We start from the raw sequence: 14,725 nt of genomic DNA on the forward strand, positions 1-14,725 counted from the left end.
ATTTCATTGTACAAGGACTCAGGCTGTGAGTCTTTTCTATTTGGCTAATTTGTTGCACTTACATTGTAAATTCGTCATCCAAAAAAACGGGCGGCGCAAGCGGAGCACTGATTAGCAAATTTACGCCGGGCAAAAGCAGAGCTGGTGGCGGGTGAAATGCAAATGATGCCAGCGCGGGCAGACCGACGCAGAGCCGGTAAGCGGTTTTATTTACGTGTTGCACTATGGCCCTTGTGGTAAAATGGTCCAGTAGTGACGCTTTTTATGAGAGGAGCACGCGCGAAAACTCATGCAAAAAAACAAAAGCACAATTAAGCTGCCGGCCTTCATTGAAGACACCCGGCTGCGGTACGTCTCGCTCACCATGGTGGTGCTCACAATCACAGGCATTGTGATTGCGTTCTTCATTAAACCATGGCTGGCCATTGGGCTGACCGTCGTTCTGCTCGGTCTCCTGTTCGCGTCCTTCTACACGCTGGAGACGATTACCAAGAATACGAATAAGTACATCACCAATTTGTCGTACCGCATCAAGCGGGGGGAACAAGAAGCCCTCGTGCGGATGCCGATGGGAATTTTGATGTACGATAAGAAAATGAACATTGAATGGCTCAACCCCTTCTTGCGGACCTACTTCGGGGATGAACCGACGCTGGGGCGGAACCTAGCAGACGTCGACGGTGAGCTCGCCGAGATTATTGCCGGCCACCAAGACAGCAAGGAACCACGGCTGGTGCACTGGGGCGATAACCAGTTCGAAATCACGGTGCAAAGTAGCATTGGGGTCGTCTACATGATGGACGTTACCCGGTACGCGGCCATTGAGCAGCAGGCCGAGGATGAAAAAATCGTGATTGGCCAGATTTTCCTGGATAACTACGATGAGGTCACCCAGAGCCTCGATGATCAGCTGATTTCTAACCTCAGTAATTATGTGACCACGGAGCTCACGAACTGGGCAACCAAGTTTGGCTTTTTCGTTAAGCGCGTTGATGACGACCATTTCTTGCTGATTGCGTACGCCAAGGCGCTCAAGGCGGTAATTAAGGATAAGTTCCGGGTTTTGGACACCATCCGTGAGGGAACGAGTAAGCAAAACGCACCGTTGACCCTGTCAATTGGGATTGCGTACGGCGATACTGACCTGGGGCAGCTAGCACTGACCAGTCAGAGCAACCTTGACCTGGCGCTTGGTCGTGGTGGTGACCAGGTCGTGGTTAAGGCGCGCGCCGGTGAAGCCAAGTTCTACGGCGGGAAGACCAACCCAATGGAGAAGCGGACCCGAGTTCGGGCGCGCATGATTAGTCAGGCACTGCAGGAATTGTTCAAGCAGACTGACAAAATTTACGTTGTGGGTCACGGCCGGCCCGACATGGACTCCATCGGTGCCGCCCTCGGGGTGCGCCGGATTGCCCAGATGAACGGAAAAGAGTGCTACGTGGTGCTCGACCCAACGAACTTGCACTCGGATGTTGAGCGCCTGATGGAAAAGGTTGCCGCGGATCCAGAACTGGCCAACCAAATCATCACGCCGGAAGCTGCCATTGGTGGGGCCACGGACAAGTCGATGCTCGTCATGGTCGACCACAGTAAGCCATCCATTACCACCGCTCCGGACCTCTACACCAAGTTGCAAAACCGCGTGGTCATCTTGGACCACCACCGTCGCGGTGAGGAGTTCCCGGACAACCCAATGCTCGTTTACATCGAGCCGTATGCCTCCAGTACTTGTGAGCTGATTGCGGAAATGTTCGAATACCAGCCGCAGGGGAGCGCACCACTGAACAAACTTGAAGCAACCGCCATGCTTGCGGGGATTACGGTCGACACCAAGAACTTCGCGCTGCGCACCGGGACCCGGACGTTCGACGCGGCTTCGTACCTGCGCTCCATGGGTGCGGACGCCAAGCTGATTTCGACGATGCTGAAGGAAAACATCGATTCGTACATTCAGAAGAACCACCTGATTGAAAGCGTTGAGATGATTGGCGACAACATGGCGGTGGCGTGCGGCGAAGAGGTCAAGGCATACGATCCCGTCATCGCGGCGCAGGCGGCCGACACGCTGCTTTCGCTGTCGGGGATTGACGCCAGCTTTGTTGTCACCAAGCGGCGTGACGGGAAGGTTGGTATTTCCGCTCGCAGCCTCGGGGACATCAACGTCCAGCTCATTATGGAACGGCTGGGCGGCGGTGGTCACCTCAGCAACGCTGCCACCCAGATGGCTGGGGTGACGGTAGCCGACGCGAAGGGCGAGCTGCTGAACGCCATCCATAAAGAACTGACGCAGGAAGACGATTAGCGCTGGCGAACCCCGTTTTAGTCATTAAGTACAAATTTTGGTCAATTATTTTGCGTTTGGCCGCTAGATATGTAAACTAAGAGTATCAACAAAGGAATAAGTTCACGGCCACCCAGTGTTTGTGAACCCAAACGGAGGTAGAAACAATGAAGGTTATTTTCACCGAAGATGTCCGCGGCAAAGGTAATCGCGGCCAACTTAAGGAAGTTGCTGACGGTTACGGGAACTTCCTCATCAAGAACGGTAAGGCAAAGCCCGGCACACCCGCCGCAATCAGCCAGCTCAAGGGTCAGGAAAAGGCCGAAGAGAAAAAGGCGGCTGCACTCAAGGCCAAGGCCGTTGCGCTGAAGGAGAAGCTGGAAGACGACAAGACCGTGGTTGAGATCAAATCCAAGGCCGGTGCCGACTCCCGCCTGTTCGGTTCCGTGCCAAGCAAGCAGATAGCCCAGGCACTTGAAAAGCAGTTCGGCTACAAGGTCGACAAGCGTAAGATTGATTTGCCCGAACCAATCCGCGCCCTCGGCTACCGTAACCTCATGGTGCAGCTCGCACCCGGCGTGGACGCTAAGATTCGCGTGCACGTGGTGGAACAGTAACAATCAAAAAGTCGAAACTGTGATTGCCAGCTACTTCAGTGGCAGTCATAGCTTTGGCTTTTTTTGGTTTAGTTTGCGTGCGCAGATTATTGGGCACCATTAGGGGGTAAACCTATGCGATGGCGACTTAGGTACGTGCTACTTTGCGGATTAATATTAATTGCAACCGATACTGCTCTAGATTTAGATCCTTCAATCAATGTTGGCAGATGGCACAGCACTTTGGAAGTAGTTCCCTTGATATCGGCGCTGGTGATTATGGCCCTTTTGCGGCGATATTTGAAATTGAACTACTCTGTGGGGCTGAAAAACATTGGCTGGGGATTGGTTATGGGCTGGCCGTTCATGGTTTTGTTTGTGACCGAAATCCCGTACGTTGGTGAAATGTGGCGGGACACCGATTTTCGACCGATGATGGTTTTAATGATGGTGATGGCCGGATTGGTGGCCGTGGCTGAAGAGATTATTTTTCGTGGTTCCATTGAGCAGCTAGTGCAGAAAACATTTAAGGGACACGCAATTCTAACCGTGATGATTTCGGCGGCTATCTTTGCGTTGTTCCACCTCACTAATATTTCGGGGGCAACTGCCACGTGGCCTGATGTCATTGGTACGGTACTCTTTGCGTTCGGCGCGGGGCTTTTATTAGGGACAGTTTACTTACTGACGGGTAATCTACTTGTTGTAATTGTTTTACACTACCTCACAGATGTTGTTTCGATTAGTGCGTCAGTATACGTGCAATCTGATTTCAAAATGCTGGGATTGAAAGTAGATTGGTCGCAATACACTAGTCAGTACGCGTTGATTGCTGGTGCCATCGCCCTCAGCATTCTTTATGGGGCCATTTACAAGTACCATCGGCATATCGCTGATGGCGGCAAGACTGACGCTGGATGAACCTGTTTAATTGACGGGGGAGACACAAAACTGTTGCCTGCTGCCACTTCACTGTAAGCGGCGTTCATGCGCAGGATTGTGGGTGGGTGCGAACCCAATTGCAAGGTGTACTTGGTTATTCCTTGTAATTGCCACTGCAACGCGTATACTGACCATTACTAAACGTGAGGTGATTGTTATGGAAAAGGATATAGACGAACTGCGGCGCAAGCTCTCGCCGGAACAATTTGACGTGACCCAAAACGCCGGCACCGAGCGGCCGTTTTCGAGCGAGTACGATGATTTTTACGAGCCCGGGATTTACGTTGACGTCGTGTCGGGTGAACCCCTGTTTTCCTCCACGGATAAGTACGACGCGGGTTGTGGGTGGCCGTCATTCACGAAGCCCATCGCCAAGTTGACCGAACTGACGGATTACCGGCTGTTCATGGCGCGCACCGAGGTCCGCAGCAAGCAGGCGGACTCACACCTCGGCCACGTATTTAACGACGGTCCAGCAGACAAAGGTGGCCTGCGCTACTGCATCAACGGCGCCGCGCTGCGGTTCGTGCCGCTGGCTAAGCTCGATGCGGCGGGCTACGGGGCATACAAGGTGCTGTTTAATGCGTAGGCGCACGCCGCAATGGGTGAATTTCACTGCTGAATGCGCAATAATATACACGTAAGCAAGTTGCGTTGTCCCGGCGACATGCCGGAAATGGAGGCAGTCATGACTGAACTAGACGAAATATTTAACGCGATTAAGGCCGATCCACAAAACGCCGAGTACACCGCGCGCGGGGTGGACCCGTTGTACGCGGTGGACCCCGCCGCTAAGATTGTACTGATTGGGCAGGCACCCGGCATCCGCGCCGAGGAGTCCAAGATGTATTGGAACGACCCGAGTGGCGACCGGCTGCGCGACTGGATGGGAATTGACCGGGAGACTTTCTATGATCCGAAGCAAGTTGCCATTGTGCCGCTTGATTTCTACTACCCCGGCAAGGGCAAGAGCGGCGACTTGCCGCCACGCAAGGGCTTTGCGGAAAAATGGCACCCACAGCTGCTGGCGGCGATGCCCAACCTGCAATTGACCGTGCTCATTGGCATGTACGCGCAGAAGTTCTACCTGGGCAAGGAGCGCAAACGGACACTAACCGATACGGTGCACGCCTACAAGGAATATCTGCCGAAGTACTTCCCACTAGTCCACCCTTCCCCGCGCAACCAGCTTTGGATGAGCCGCAATCCATGGTTCGCGGCGGATGTTCTGCCTGATTTTAAGAAGAGGGTACATGAAATAATCACAGAGCGGTAGCCATCCGGTTTGCTTTCGAGCATTACCGTGAGTCTGGCTTTGGCGGTGCTTTTCCCGCCAGAGCCAGACTCGTGGTAAGCGCAGAAAGCAGGATGGCGGAGCTCGACTAAGAACACAGAGCGGTAGCCCCGCGGGTTGAAGTTGAGGATCATCGGCAAGGTGGCGGTGACGGCGGTTTTCCCGTCGGCGACAGCTTGGGGATGACCGCAGATTTCAGCGGGGCGGAGCTCGACTAGAACACAGAGCGGTAGCCTCACGGGTTGCCTTCGAGCACTGCTGAGGAAAAACAGCGGATGGGCGGTTTTTGCCCATCAGGTGTTTTTCCTTGGCAGGCGGAGAAGGCAGTGAGGTGGAGCTCGACTAGAACACAGAGCGGTAGCCTCACGGGTTGCCTTCGAGACCCGCGCTCCCTCATTTGCCCCACAACCATCATCAGAAACGGAGATTACAATGCGCCCCTTCATGGATATTCTAACCGACCCGAATGGTTACATCATTGATTATCACGACCAGGATCCTGAGCTGAAGCCCCGCGCGCGGCAACTGTGCTGGCAGCTGGGCCAAGTGGACCCGCTGGATGAGGCTGCGCGCCGGCAGATTTTGACGCAGCTTTTCGGCACGTTTGCGGACACCGCGAACGTGTACGGCGGCTTTCAGTGTGATTATGGGCTCAACATTCACGCTCAAGATGGCGTGTTTATCAATTACAACGTGACGATGCTCGACACCTCGCCGATTAACCTGGGTGCCGGGACGATGATTGGCCCCGGCAGCGTGCTCGCCTGTCCTGACCACGCCCTAGATGTGGCGCAGCGGCGCTTTGGCATTTGTGCCTCCAAAGCAATCACGCTGGAGGATGATGTCTGGCTTGGGGCAAACGTCACTGTGTGTGGCGGCGTCACCATTGGCGCGGGCAGCGTTGTTGGTGCCGGCAGTGTGGTCACGCGCGACATTCCCGCCGGCGTGGTAGCGGTGGGCACCCCGGCAAAGGTGGTGCGGGCAATTACGGCTGCGGACAAGATTCCGGAGGCGTTGCTGACGTCGCGCAAGTAAGAATTGTGGTGTAAAGTGCATTGTTAACGCCAGGTGCGACCACATTTTGGCGATTAAAATAGTTCGGTTAGCAAGTATCTGCTTTACGTATTTGCTGGCCGGACTATTCGTCTATTTTGGCGGGTAATTTCGGCGCGCATTTATGGTAGAATTTACTAAGCATTCACATTGAACGGAACAAAGCACGCAAAGTAAAAGTGCAGTAAACCAGTAAAATGATGGGAGCAGCAACGCTAATAAAAGTTGCATCCACCAGAAAGGGCCAAAACATGGACGAACCAGCAATTAACCGGCAAATGCCGCAAAATAACGAAGCGGAACAGGCTGTTCTCGGGGGCATTCTGCTCAAGCCCGAAACGGTGGCCGATGCGCAGGAATACGTCACTGCGGAGGACTTTTACCGGCGGGCGCACCAGCTGATTTTTTCGGCAATGGAAGAGATCTCGGACCGCGATGACGCCATTGACGTTGTGACGGTGCAGGAACAGTTGGAAAAGAATGGCAACCTTGAAGATGTCGGCGGGATTCCGTACCTGATGGAGCTCACGGACGCGGTGGCCATGGCAACCAACGTGGGTTACTACGCCCGCATCGTTAGGCAAAAGGCCACCAGCCGGCGCCTGATTAACACCGCAACGGAAATCGCCACACGCGGGTTTGACGACCACGATGATCCCGAAGTGCAGCTAGAAGAAGCCGAAGAACAGATTTCGAGGATCGGTCAGGGCGGGGGCAACGATTTCCGCAAGATTCGCGACGTGCTCGGCGATGCAATGAACAACATCGATGAGCTCATCAATCAGCACGAGGAAATCACGGGTCTGGCGACGGGCTTTGCGGACCTTGACCGTATGACCACCGGGTTCCACGAGGACGAAATGATTGTCATTGCCGCCCGGCCAGGGATGGGGAAGACGGCCTTTGCGCTGAACATCGCCCAAAACGTCGGGACCAAAACCGACAAGGCCGTTGCGATTTTCTCCCTAGAAATGGGGGCCGAGTCGCTGGTTAACCGGATGATTTGCAGTGAGGGGAACATCAACGCCAACCACCTGCGGACCGGGCAACTAACCGAAGAGGAAATGCAAAACTTGATTATTGCGATGGGGAGTCTGTCCAAGACCAACATCTACTTTGACGATACTCCGGGGATTCGGGTCGGCGAAATCCGGGCGAAGTGTCGCCGGCTTGCCCGCCAACCAGACGTGGACCTCGGCCTGATTATCATTGACTACCTGCAGCTGATTGAAGGCAGTGGTCAGGAAAACCGGCAACAGGAAGTGTCCAACATTTCGCGGCAGCTGAAGAAGTTGGCCAAGGAATTGCACGTACCCGTCATTGCCATGTCGCAGTTGTCACGTGGTGTGGAGCAGCGGCAGGACAAGCGGCCCGTGCTTTCCGATATTCGTGAATCCGGGGCGATTGAACAGGACGCGGACATCGTGGCCTTCCTTTACCGGGAAGATTACTATCGCGATGAAGATGGTGGCGATGATGACGACGAACCCAAGCAAGATCCCGAAGACCAGGATGTTGGCGAGATGGAAATCATCCTCGAAAAGAACCGGTCGGGGGCGCGCGGCACGGTCAAATTGATGTTCGTGAAGTCGCTGAACAAGTTCTCGTCAATTGCGTACCAACCAGGACAGCACTAAGCGGACTCAATGGTGACGGTTAGGGCCGCGGGTTAGCCAATTTTGGGTTTACCTGCGCTAGCAACGGGATGTTTTGCGCAAATTTTAAGCACAACCACGTGGGGTGAAAGCCTGCGGGGCTGCGCGGATGGAGGTACCGAATGGACGGAATTGTGATGAGCCTCATGACGGCTCGCACCCAACATTTACTCATCAACGTGTACCAGCACGACGTTGATGATTTTTACACTGGTTACGTCCAGTCCGTTGCTGAAGACGGCGTGGTTTTGCGTACGTACAGCGATGCGGGATTAGCGGACGGCAACGCCTTTGTTGCGCTGCACGCCATCGCCTCGATTGAGGTGGCGGGCGCAGACCTTGATAACATGGCGTACCGCATTGCCACCGCCGATGAGCTGCGCTTTCGGGCGACACCGCACCCACCGCTTGCAATGCCGCTACGTGACGAATCCCCGCTGCTCTACCAGGTTGCGGAGAATTTGCGCCGTACCGGGCAGGCGGTACTGTGCGTGACGATGGATGCGGAGAACTACCTTGAGGGGCAGATTGTGGCGGTTCACGAGCGTGCCCTTGAGTTGTCCGTATTCAACAAGTTCAATTACACGGACCGGCGCCGCATCCAGGTTGATTACAGCAGCTTGCAGGTACTGGAATACGAAGGCTACGATTTGACGCTCGAAACGGCGTTGCTCACGCAGAAGGGAATGTTAACGCACACCCCGACGCAGCGTTACATGAACAATGATAACGCGGGCAAAATTCTGCAGGCGGCCATCGACTCAGAGCAGCCGATTGCCGTTTTGACCCGACAGAATTACGAAAACTTCTACGTCGGGCGCGTGCTGACGGTAAACAAGCAGTGGGCGGTACTCAAGTTGCTCGACATGGCTGGTCAGTTTGGTGGCTACACGCTACTGCGGCTCAGCGCGGTGCACTCCGTCATCATCGCGTCTGATTACCTAGCCACCGTCGATTTTTACGAACGCTGGGGTCAGGCACACAGCTTCATTCAGGTGCCGGCACTCAATCAGGAGCGGGAATTCGATGCGAATACGGACCTGCTGGGTGATTTGCTCAGCGAGGGTGAAATCTTCGGGCGCGTCTACCGCGTTCGCGGGACGCAGGACAACGGTGCCGAACCGGTCATGGGCACGCCGAGCGCGGTGACGGATGACAGTTTCACCATCATTCCAACCGGGGCCAATCCCGAAGCTGGCGTCACTTTCCGAAACACCGAAGTGCAGGCACTGAGTCTGGGTAACGTGTACACCTTCCTTCAAGAACGCTGGCTCGCCAGCAAGTAACAGAAAAAATCGGTTCGAGTTCAGTGATAAGCTGGATGCGAACCGATTTTTTGTTTTCGGGGATGCTGGCACGCTAAATCCTGTGGGCTTTGCGCCTAACGTTCGTGTTTTGACGTATTTGCAGGTGGCTTTGGTCCGCTTATTCCCACAAATACCGGATTAGCCCTTGCTGATTGTTCGGGTTATTGCTATTATTGTTAAGGTTTTTGAAATGCGCATATCCAGGAAGGGGTATAAATTCATGGGCACAGTAGTAATCGTAGGTACGCAATGGGGCGACGAAGGTAAGGGTAAGATTGTCGACTTCCTTAGTCAGGGTGCGAACGTGATTGCACGGTATCAGGGTGGTGACAATGCCGGCCACACCATTCATGCGAACGGACAGGTGTACAAGCTGCGCCTCGTGCCTTCCGGGATTCTTTACCCCCACCAGCTTTCCGTGATTGGTAACGGCGTCGTGGTGAACCCGAAGAGTCTGGTGGCTGAACTTGCTCACCTCAAGGAGCAGGGTGTTGCGGGGGATAACCTGCGTATCAGCGACCGTGCCCACGTGATTTTGCCCTACCACATTTTGCTCGACAAGCTGCGTGAAGAAGCGCTCGGTGACAGCAAGATTGGGACAACCGGCCGCGGCATTGGCCCGGCATACATGGACAAGGCTGGCCGAGTTGGTATCCGAATTTGTGACCTCATAGAAAAAGACACGTTCGCCGCTAAGCTGCGCACTAACCTTGCTGAAAAGAACGTTCAGTTCACTAAGGTTTACGGCGTGGCGCCAATGAACTTCGACGATATCTTTGACGAATACTACGAATACGGGCAGCAGCTCGCTAAGTACGTGGTCGACACCTCGGTGCTGCTAAACGATACCGTGGATCAGGGCGGCAACGTGCTGTTCGAAGGCGCCCAGGGCATCATGCTCGACATTGACCAGGGGACGTACCCATTCGTGACGTCATCCAATCCGGCTGGCGGGGTGTCCACCGGCTCCGGCCTCGGTGCTTCCCGGGTGAGCCGGGTTGTTGGGGTGACGAAGGCGTACACCTCCCGTGTTGGTGACGGACCATTTCCAACCGAACTGAACGACGAGACCGGTGATTTCATTCGTAATGCCGGGCATGAGTTCGGAACGGTCACGGGGCGGCCGCGGCGCATTGGCTGGCTTGACACCGTTGTGGTGAACCACGCCAAGCGCGTCGCCGGCGTGACGGACATCTGCTTGAACTCCGTGGATGTCCTCACGGGTCTAGATACCATCAAGATTTGCACGGCCTACAAGAAGGCAGATGGTGAAATCATCACCCGGTTCCCGGCCTCACTCAAGGAACTTGCTGAATGCCAGCCGGTTTACGAAGAAATGCCTGGGTGGTCCGAAGACATTACTGGTGCCAAAACGCTGGCGGACCTGCCAGAAGCGGCCCGGCACTACATCCAGCGCATTACCGAACTGGTGGGGGCCGACCTTTTGACCTTTGGCGTTGGTCCTGATCGTGACCAGACGAACGTGTTGCAGGACGTTTGGGCTAAATAAAATAAAAAATCTCGCCGTGAATGGCGGGATTTTTTTGTCCCTAATAAAATAGCGCCGTGGAGAAAACTTGCTAGTTTTCTTCATGGCGCCGCTTTAAAGTACAGCTTAATCTTCGTCCTTTTTGGTTTCGATCAGCTTGGACAGCTCGTCCAGGTCATCGCCAGCTGCATCCTTGTTGATGAATGCTGCCGCGAGGGCCTTGAGGGCTGGCTTGGAGATGAGGGTGGCGTAGTAATCTTGTTCCGTGATGTTGGCCACGTATTCACGTGTGAGCACGGTGCCGCTGTAACCGATGCTAGCGGTCTTGATGTAGCCGCCCTTCAGTAGTTTCCGCATAACGGATTGTACGGTGTTCATACTGATGTCGGTTTCGTTTGCTACGTCGCGGGCGGACATCACCTTGTCTGAATCCCAGAGTACGTGAAGAATGTCCTCTTCGCGACGAGTAAGTTTGATTTTACGTTGCATGAGTTAAGCTCCCTTTTAGTATTTGCCTTCATTATAAAACTCTACGTAAGAAAAGCAACAGAACGTTATAAATGTTTCCGGATATAAATTATGCGTATAAGCGTTCGAGCCAACGCATAGCATTATTTGTTCCCATAAATATATTATAGCATTCTTTGACCAAAATATATATTTAAGTGTAAAAAAATGTTGCAGGATAATGCAAAAAGTCGTAATGTAATAATCAAGGTTGGCTTATCAATTAACGGCCTGTGCGGGTAGCGGTGGAGCGTTATCGGCATCGGCAAAATCCGGATAACGGATGGTTGGGGGAATGTAAGATGATTTCGCAGCGGCTACTGAACTTATTGCGGGGAACATCTGCTGTGACTGGGTTGGTGACAGCGGGGGAATTCGTGCGGCATGGGTTTATGGGTGAGGTGATATTGGCGGCGGTCATACCGGCCAATTGGCACCCGGCCATCTTTGCCCTACTTGGGCTGGGAATGGGTACGTTGTTATTGCTACTGGCACAGGTGGGCATGACAATCTGGTTGCCCCAACGCCACGTTGCGCTCATCAGCACCACACTTCTGACAATCAGCTGGTTTGCATGCTCGTGGTTTGCCGCAGACGTTATGACGACGCTGTCGGCGTGGGCTGGGGTAAGCGTCCTGACATTTTTGGTTGTGAGCAATTGCAGCTGCGAAAACGACGCGGCTGCAGAAAGGGTTGATGTTCATTGACGAAGATGCGACGTGTGGTTGTACTCATTGCCGTTGCTGGTGAATTGCTGGTCACGTCCAGCGTTCAGGCGATGAATCTGGTGAGTGCGAGCGCGGATGTGGCGCCAGTGGTGGAGTACAAGAGCGCCAAGATTCGGTGGCGCTACAAGCTCAAGAACGGTGTGATGTACAAACGCCTGTACAACTACACGGCCAAGAAGTGGCTGGGTAGTTGGGTCAAGGCTGATTAATCAAAAAATGGTCACGACATCATGGTCGTGGCCATTTTTTTAGTGCTTTTCAATTGGCAGCTTCTTGAGAATGCCGACGTGTGGGTTCTTAATCCAGCCCTGATTTTTACCCTCGGCCCAGATGTAGTACTTACCGCGATACTCGATGATTTTGTCCTTTTTGGGATTGATTTCGAACGTTCCCTTGGCCGCGGCGGGATTAATGGAGTCCGGCTCGAAAATAATGGAGGTCACAATTAATGGCAGGATGACCACCATGGCCAAGACGAAGCGGTTGGTCCGCTTAACCTTGCGTCCGGTGAGCAGGAACTTGATGCGGTGGGTTAACGTTGGCTGCTCGAACATGGTGAACTGGGGCAAAAGGGCGGCGGACAGCGCCGGCGCAATTGGTGATTTTGCCGCATTTTGAATTTGCTTGGTGACGGTCACGAGGCTCTGCGTGTAGCCGTAGTAATCGTCCTTGCCGGCCCGCTGCACGATTTGGTTATCCACGCGCATTTCGATAATCATGTTGGCCTGGCGCCGGAAAATGTACATCGGCGGGAACCACCAGTAAACGCAAACCAAAAGGCTGATCAGGTATTTCACCAGCACATCACGGTTTTTGATGTGCTGCACTTCATGGCGCATGATGTAGGTGAGGGTCGTGGGCTCGATGGCGATACTGGGCAGAATCAGCTTGGGGTGGCGCAGTCCGGAGACGAAGGGCGAGGTGACACCGTTGATGCGGTAAAGCTTCACCCTTGGCGGAATCTGCACGGGTCCGGCTAATTCGAGGTCCGCCGCGTTGATGCGCGGCAGTGAGCCCAAGGTCTTATCCAAATGGTAGGCCTGCCAGGTTAAACGGGTCAGCGCAATGACCGCACCGATTAACCAAATTACGCCGAGCATGATGAACCACGTGACCTTAACGCCGCCCATGGTCCACCTGGTGTGTGCCAAGAAGCCATAGATTGCCGGCAAGATTTTGTGGGAAGAAATCGTGTAGGTGTCAATGTATTCACACGGCAGCAACATGCGCAGGATGACCACTAGCGCAAAGCCGCCGATGAAGTCGATGCGAAAGACCCCGTACGCGCGGGTGCGGACGATAAACAGTTGCAGTACGCCCACCAGCATGGTCGTCACCAATAAAGAAATTAGGATTGATGATACGGATAGATGCATAGTATAACCCCCGGGTGTTAACGTCTTTGCCCCAGAGTAGCACAGAACCTGGGGAGATAAAAGATGCCGCACCCTGAATTGTGTGCGGCATCTTTTAGCGCTTGGTAAGTTAGCTGTGAAAATAGAAATGATTTTCAGGTTAAATCATTCTTTCGAGTCCCGCCGCGATTAGTCCGCCAATGATGGGACCGACGACCGGTACCCACGCGTATTCCCAGTGGGTGTTGCCCCGGTGGGGAACGGGCAAAACGGTGTAGGCCAAGCGGGGAGCGAAATCACGGGCGGGGTTCAGCGCAAACCCCGTCGTGCCCCCGAGCGACTGCCCCACGACCATGATGAGTAGACCAACAACGAACGGTTTGAGGCCGGCGCTGAAATCACCGAGGTTCAGCAACGCGAAAATAAAGATGAACGTCGCGATGATTTCGCTGATCAGGTTGAAGAACGGCTGGGGAATCGCCGGCGCGGTCGCAAAGATGCCGACCGTGTTGCCATCCGCCTCCGATTTTGTCTGCCAAAAATGCGGGTAGTACTGCACAATCACGATGGCCGCACCGACGAAGGCCCCCAAGAATTGCCCCAGCAGGTAACCTGGGACCTGCGTCCAGGGAAAGTAGCCGAACGTCGCAAACGCGATGGTCACCGCGGGGTTTAGGTGACCATCAGCACCGAAGTGGGCAGCAACGTACACTCCGAACGTTACCGCCATGCCCCAGGCGAGCGTCACGAACATCCAGTTTTGCCCGTGCGCGTACGTTTTGCGCAGATTAACCCCCGCGCCGCACCCGACACCGAGCACAATCAGCACCATTGTGCCGAAGAATTCACCGAGAAAGCCGCTCATAATTCCATCTCCATTGTTTGAAATAAAATTGCGTCAATTACTTTTCCATTGTACCTGACAGCGCTAACAATTAATATAGTTACCCGATTTTTCCAAGGTGGTCGCCGTTAATTGGGCGCACGCTGATTTGTCACATTGGCCGGGACATGTCACTTCCGCGGAAAATCAGACTTTAGTCCTTGGTCCGCGAGCAATGTGTGGGACTACACTGAAGGCGTAAAGAAAGTAAGGGCTTTCTTATTGAACGTAACGCGGGTTAGAGACATTGTGGAGGCAAATTATGCAAGCAATTGTTGGTATTGGTGCAATCCTACTTGGGGTTTTACAAATGTACATTGGCTACCGGTCGTTCAAGAAATTTAAGCTAACTGCTAATGCCGGTTCGTCCGCATTTTCCGCCTATGGGTTGTGGTACGGCTTCATAATTGGGGTGATTTTTGCGATTATTGGTGTTGCCACACTGACCGGGAGCCTATAACGTTGCAGGATCTGGCGTCAGGATGGTTGCCAGGGCAAATGTTAGCTAATCAAAAAGAGCAGTAGCCACGCGCATCGGCGTGGTTACTGCTCTTTAATTATTTTGAGGTGCTTTCCGGTCAGATCCAAAATTAGCAGGACGCGGACAAGCGTAATTGTGGGGGATTGTAAGCTGA

Annotated in this window: 15 protein-coding genes; 12 read left to right on the forward strand and 3 right to left on the reverse strand. The window is 53.9% G+C overall.

Annotation, left to right across the window (positions count from 1 at the left end; translation table 11 throughout):
- Positions 1-289 precede the first annotated feature (289 nt).
- The 9 genes from EKN00_RS09310 to EKN00_RS09350 all read left to right on the forward strand — a co-directional run bounded on the left by EKN00_RS09310 (position 290) and on the right by EKN00_RS09350 (position 10,638).
- Entirely contained in the window at positions 290-2,302 is a 2,013-nt protein-coding gene (locus EKN00_RS09310) for a DHH family phosphoesterase (protein ID WP_127849876.1), read from the forward strand.
- Between the two features lie 146 nt (positions 2,303-2,448).
- Positions 2,449-2,898: a 50S ribosomal protein L9 gene (rplI, locus tag EKN00_RS09315; protein WP_127849878.1), complete on the forward strand. Its 450-nt coding sequence runs from the start codon at positions 2,449-2,451 to the stop codon at positions 2,896-2,898.
- A 114-nt stretch (positions 2,899-3,012) separates the two neighbouring features.
- The gene (locus EKN00_RS09320; RefSeq protein WP_127849880.1) at positions 3,013-3,798 is read left to right on the forward strand and encodes a CPBP family intramembrane glutamic endopeptidase; all 786 of its coding nucleotides are present in this window, start codon (positions 3,013-3,015) and stop codon (positions 3,796-3,798) included.
- Positions 3,799-3,976: 178 nt separating this feature from the next.
- Complete coding sequence (gene msrB, locus EKN00_RS09325) at positions 3,977-4,408, forward strand: peptide-methionine (R)-S-oxide reductase MsrB (RefSeq protein ID WP_127849882.1); 432 nt, start codon at positions 3,977-3,979, stop codon at positions 4,406-4,408.
- A gap of 99 nt (positions 4,409-4,507) precedes the next feature.
- Positions 4,508-5,095 (forward strand): uracil-DNA glycosylase family protein, encoded by a 588-nt coding sequence (locus EKN00_RS09330; RefSeq protein WP_127849884.1) that lies wholly within the window; start codon positions 4,508-4,510, stop codon positions 5,093-5,095.
- Between the two features lie 450 nt (positions 5,096-5,545).
- Positions 5,546-6,148 carry a sugar O-acetyltransferase gene (locus EKN00_RS09335; protein WP_164848095.1) on the forward strand — a complete coding sequence of 201 codons (603 nt, stop codon included), beginning with the start codon at positions 5,546-5,548 and terminating at the stop codon, positions 6,146-6,148.
- 269 nt (positions 6,149-6,417) lie between these two features.
- Positions 6,418-7,803 carry a replicative DNA helicase gene (gene dnaB / locus EKN00_RS09340; protein ID WP_127849886.1) on the forward strand — a complete coding sequence of 462 codons (1,386 nt, stop codon included), beginning with the start codon at positions 6,418-6,420 and terminating at the stop codon, positions 7,801-7,803.
- A gap of 140 nt (positions 7,804-7,943) precedes the next feature.
- Positions 7,944-9,107, forward strand: a complete 1,164-nt coding sequence (locus EKN00_RS09345) for a hypothetical protein (protein ID WP_127849888.1) — start codon at positions 7,944-7,946, stop codon at positions 9,105-9,107.
- 241 nt (positions 9,108-9,348) lie between these two features.
- Positions 9,349-10,638, forward strand: coding sequence for an adenylosuccinate synthase (locus EKN00_RS09350; protein ID WP_127849890.1), 1,290 nt, complete (start codon positions 9,349-9,351; stop codon positions 10,636-10,638).
- A gap of 105 nt (positions 10,639-10,743) precedes the next feature.
- Here EKN00_RS09350 and EKN00_RS09355 read toward each other — a convergent pair whose 3' ends face one another.
- The gene (locus EKN00_RS09355; RefSeq protein WP_127849892.1) at positions 10,744-11,106 is read right to left on the reverse strand and encodes a BlaI/MecI/CopY family transcriptional regulator; all 363 of its coding nucleotides are present in this window, start codon (positions 11,104-11,106) and stop codon (positions 10,744-10,746) included.
- 320 nt (positions 11,107-11,426) lie between these two features.
- Here EKN00_RS09355 and EKN00_RS09360 point away from each other — a divergent pair, with 320 nt between their 5' ends.
- Together EKN00_RS09360 and EKN00_RS09365 are read left to right on the forward strand one after the other, a co-directional pair.
- Positions 11,427-11,831 (forward strand): hypothetical protein, encoded by a 405-nt coding sequence (locus EKN00_RS09360; protein ID WP_127849894.1) that lies wholly within the window; start codon positions 11,427-11,429, stop codon positions 11,829-11,831.
- Positions 11,828-12,061, forward strand: coding sequence for a hypothetical protein (locus EKN00_RS09365; protein ID WP_127849896.1), 234 nt, complete (start codon positions 11,828-11,830; stop codon positions 12,059-12,061). Before EKN00_RS09360 ends, EKN00_RS09365 begins: the two co-directional genes overlap by 4 nt.
- Positions 12,062-12,100: 39 nt before the next feature.
- On the opposite strand, the gene EKN00_RS09370 is transcribed toward EKN00_RS09365, so the two are convergent.
- Positions 12,101-13,228 carry a M56 family metallopeptidase gene (locus EKN00_RS09370; protein ID WP_127849898.1) on the reverse strand — a complete coding sequence of 376 codons (1,128 nt, stop codon included), beginning with the start codon at positions 13,226-13,228 and terminating at the stop codon, positions 12,101-12,103.
- Between the two features lie 139 nt (positions 13,229-13,367).
- On the reverse strand, positions 13,368-14,072 hold the full coding sequence (locus EKN00_RS09375; protein ID WP_127849900.1) for an MIP/aquaporin family protein: 705 nt from the start codon (positions 14,070-14,072) through the stop codon (positions 13,368-13,370).
- 280 nt (positions 14,073-14,352) lie between these two features.
- Here EKN00_RS09375 and EKN00_RS09380 point away from each other — a divergent pair, with 280 nt between their 5' ends.
- On the forward strand, positions 14,353-14,550 hold the full coding sequence (locus tag EKN00_RS09380) for a hypothetical protein (RefSeq protein WP_127849902.1): 198 nt from the start codon (positions 14,353-14,355) through the stop codon (positions 14,548-14,550).
- The last annotated feature ends 175 nt before the right edge of the window (positions 14,551-14,725 follow it).

The organism is Lacticaseibacillus hulanensis (assembly GCF_004010095.1).
Taxonomy (GTDB): Bacteria; Bacillota; Bacilli; order Lactobacillales; family Lactobacillaceae; genus Lacticaseibacillus; species Lacticaseibacillus hulanensis.